3 protein-coding genes are annotated in these 3,092 nt (G+C 73.6%); 2 read left to right on the top strand and 1 reads right to left on the bottom strand.

What is annotated here, in order from left to right; genetic code table 11:
• Positions 1-196: 196 nt before the first annotated feature.
• Positions 197-1,315 carry a winged helix DNA-binding domain-containing protein gene (locus tag BWR60_RS35820; protein WP_088158099.1) on the bottom strand — a complete coding sequence of 373 codons (1,119 nt, stop codon included), beginning with the start codon at positions 1,313-1,315 and terminating at the stop codon, positions 197-199.
• 164 nt (positions 1,316-1,479) lie between these two features.
• Here BWR60_RS35820 and BWR60_RS35825 point away from each other — a divergent pair, with 164 nt between their 5' ends.
• Together BWR60_RS35825 and BWR60_RS35830 are read left to right on the top strand one after the other, a co-directional pair.
• Positions 1,480-2,460: a S1C family serine protease gene (locus tag BWR60_RS35825; RefSeq protein WP_088158103.1), complete on the top strand. Its 981-nt coding sequence runs from the start codon at positions 1,480-1,482 to the stop codon at positions 2,458-2,460.
• Between the two features lie 8 nt (positions 2,461-2,468).
• Positions 2,469-3,092, top strand: a 624-nt coding sequence (locus BWR60_RS35830) for a DUF6597 domain-containing transcriptional factor (RefSeq protein WP_088158101.1), incomplete at its 3' end; no start/stop codon positions are given.

Consider the following 3,092-nt stretch of genomic DNA (forward strand, 5'->3'; position numbering starts at 1 on the left):
TCTCGTCCGTCTCAACCTCATGCACCGACGATCCATCGATCGCCTGAGCGGAGCAAAGCCCACACCACGCTCAGACCCAAGGCAAATCGTCCTTCTGTGACCATGAAACCTCAACCGGACACCCGTGGGTCAAGCCCGGCAATGACAGAAGTGGGGAGGGACGCTCGGGTCTTAAAAGCCTGGATTCGGAACCCTGCTACGCCACCGCCTCGATCCGCACCTCGCGGCTTTTGGCGCCTTCGCAGACCAGTGCCAGCAGCCTCTCGCCCTCCTCGGTCACCGCGGCGGTCTCCGGTTTCGCCAGCGGCTCGAACATCTCGATGCGCAGCACCGCGGCGCCGCGCGCCTGGGTGGCCTTCCAGCGGCCGCGCACCAGCCCGTCCACCAGCAGCACCGGCGGCATGAAGTTGCCGTAGACCAGGGGCTTGTGGCGGTCCGCGATCACATGCTCGCGCCCGGCATGGGACAGCAGCAGGTTGTCGTATTCCGGCAGGAAGCGCGGCGGTGCCGGCACGTCCGCGCCGGGGCGCGGCGCATCGGGCAGGTCGAACAGCTCGCGGCCGTCCTCGTCGCTGAAGGTCACCAACTGCGGCCGCAGCGCATCGACCACCGGCTGCAATCGGGTCAGGCCGGACCAGGTCTGCATGTCCGGCACGCTGGCCGGGCCGAAGGCGGCGAGATAGCGCAGCAGCATCGGCTCCGGCGCCGTGTCGGTGCCCAGCGGTTGGCGCAGCCAGCTCTCCACCGTGCTGCACAGCGGCAGGCCGCCGATGCCCCACAGGCCGCGCGGCGGCACCTGCACCAGCGGCGCCAGGTTGCGCATGGCATAGGCCAGCGCCTTGGCGTCGCGGTCCGGCCACTGTTTCTGCAGCAGCCGGCCCATCTCCTCCACCGTGCGCGGCTGGTCGACCAGCAGGCGCCGCCCGGCCGCCACCACCGCCTCCAGGTCCAGCCCGGCGAGCTGCTTGCCATAGGGCGTGCCGGCCAGCAGCAGCCGCTCCTGCACCCCCTGCAGCACCGGGCGCAGCGCCCGGCAGTCGCGGGCGGTGACGAGGTGGATGGTCGACCGCATCAGGGCGATGCGCACTGCCTTGCGGTCGCGGATCAGCCGGGCCAGATCCTCCAGCTCGAACCGCTCCAGCCGGCTCCACAGCCCGACATAGGGCGCGGTCGGCGATTGCGACTGCATCCCGACCAGCCGCTCGATCGCCTCGGCCGCGCCGATGCTCCAGCGCCGCAGCAGCCCCTGCCGGGCCAGCAGCGCCCGGTTGCGGCCGCGCCGGCCCAGCGTTTCCCCCGCGCCCGCCTTCGCCATGTGTCCCCCGATCCGAACCCGGCGCCACCCTGTCGCCGATCGGGGGCGGGGCACAAGCCCCGGCGCGAGGCCGGGCGGGCCCCTCCCGTCTGGGGGCTTGCATCCGGCCCGCCAAGGCGTGGACAATCGGGGGACTATCCCGCCCGATACCCATGGAGGCCGCGATGGCCCTCGGACCGGACGACTGGGAAGTGCCCGTGCGGGCGCAGCCCGACCCCGACGACTACGCCTACGATCTCGACCGCGCCCTCGACGCCGTGGTCGGCCTGACCGCGCGCGTCCCGGTCGACGCCTACACCGCCGGCACGCTGGGCACCGAGAGGGCCGGCAACGGCGTGGTGATCCGCGACGACGGCATCGTCCTGACCATCGGCTACCTGATCACCGAGGCCGAGGAGGTGTGGCTCACCACCAACAACGGCCGCGTGGTGCCCGGCCATGTGCTGGGCTACGACCAGGGCACCGGCCTCGGCCTGGTGCAGGCGCTGGGTCCGCTCGGCGTGCGGGCGCTGAAGCCCGGCTATCGCCGCGACGCCTCGCCCGGCACCGAGGTGGTGATCGCGGGCGCCGGCGGCCGCCGGCGGTCGCTGGCCGGGCGGATCGTCGCCCGGCAGGAATTCGCGGGCTATTGGGAATATGTGCTGGACGACGCGATCTTCACCGCGCCCGCGCATCCGCATTGGGGCGGCACCGCGGTGATCGGCCCGGGCGGCCACCTGCTGGGCATCGGCTCCCTTCAGATCCAGCACCAGGCGGAGGACGGGCGGGTGCTGCCGCTGAACATGGTGGTGCCGATCGACCTGCTGCAGCCGATCTTCGACGATCTGAGCACGCTCGGCCGCGTCGACACGCCGCCGCGCCCCTGGCTGGGCCTGTTCGCGACCGAGGATGAGGGCCGGGTGGTGGTGGTCGGCTTCGCCGGCAACGGCCCGGCCCGGCGGGCGGGGCTGCGCGAGGGCGACGCCGTGCTGGCGGTGGATGGCGAGGCGGTGTCCGACCTGGCCGGCTTCTTCCGCGCCGTCTGGGCGCTGGGCGAGGCCGGGGTCGAGGTGCCGCTGACGCTGGACCGCGAGGGCGACGTGTTCGACGTCGGCATCAGGTCGGCCGACCGGGCCCGGTCGCTGAAATCGGCGAAGCTGCACTAGGACCGGGGATGCGGCCCGGCGACATGGTCCTGGCCAAGCGCGCCGGCCTCTACCGCGAGGCGCCGCCGGTACCGGTGCTGGCGCCGCATCTGCTGTGCCGCTGGACCCATGGCATTCCGCGGGGGCCGGCCGTGCCGGTCGCGGTGGTGCCGGATGGCTGCGTCGACCTGCTGTGGGTCGGCGGCCAGCTGGTGGTGGCCGGGCCGGACGTCACCGCCGCGCATCCCGTGCTGCCGCCCGGCGATCCGGTGGTCGCGGTCCGCTTCCGGCCCGGTGCCGCGCCGCGCTGGCTCGGCCTGCCGATGTCGGAGATCACCGGCCGCCAGCTCGACCTGTCGGAGTTCGGCCGCCCCTGGGCGCGCGACCTGGCCGGGCGGATCGGCGACGCGCGGGATGTGGCGGATCGGATGGCCCGGCTCGAGGCCGGGCTGGCGCGCGTGGCGCCGGGGATCGCATTGCCGGCGCCGGAGATGGCATTCGTCTTCCGCCGGCTCGGCCGCGGGCCGGAGGAGGCGGGGTTGGCGGCGCTGCGCGACCGGCTCGGCATCAGCGAGCGCAGCCTGCGCCGGCGCTGCCACGAGGCCTTCGGCTACGGCCCCAAGACGCTCGACCGGATCCTGCGCTTCCAGCGC

The sequence above is a fragment of the Inquilinus limosus genome (assembly GCF_002195995.1).
Lineage (GTDB): Bacteria > Pseudomonadota > Alphaproteobacteria > DSM-16000 > Inquilinaceae > Inquilinus > Inquilinus limosus_C.

Excerpts from the sequence above, each read along its gene's own strand:
- BWR60_RS35820 (WP_088158099.1), bottom strand. The coding sequence starts at position 1,315 with ATGGCGAAGGCGGGCGCGGGGGAAACGCTGGGCCGGCGCGGCCGCAAC.
- BWR60_RS35825 (WP_088158103.1), top strand. The coding sequence starts at position 1,480 with ATGGCCCTCGGACCGGACGACTGGGAAGTGCCCGTGCGGGCGCAGCCC.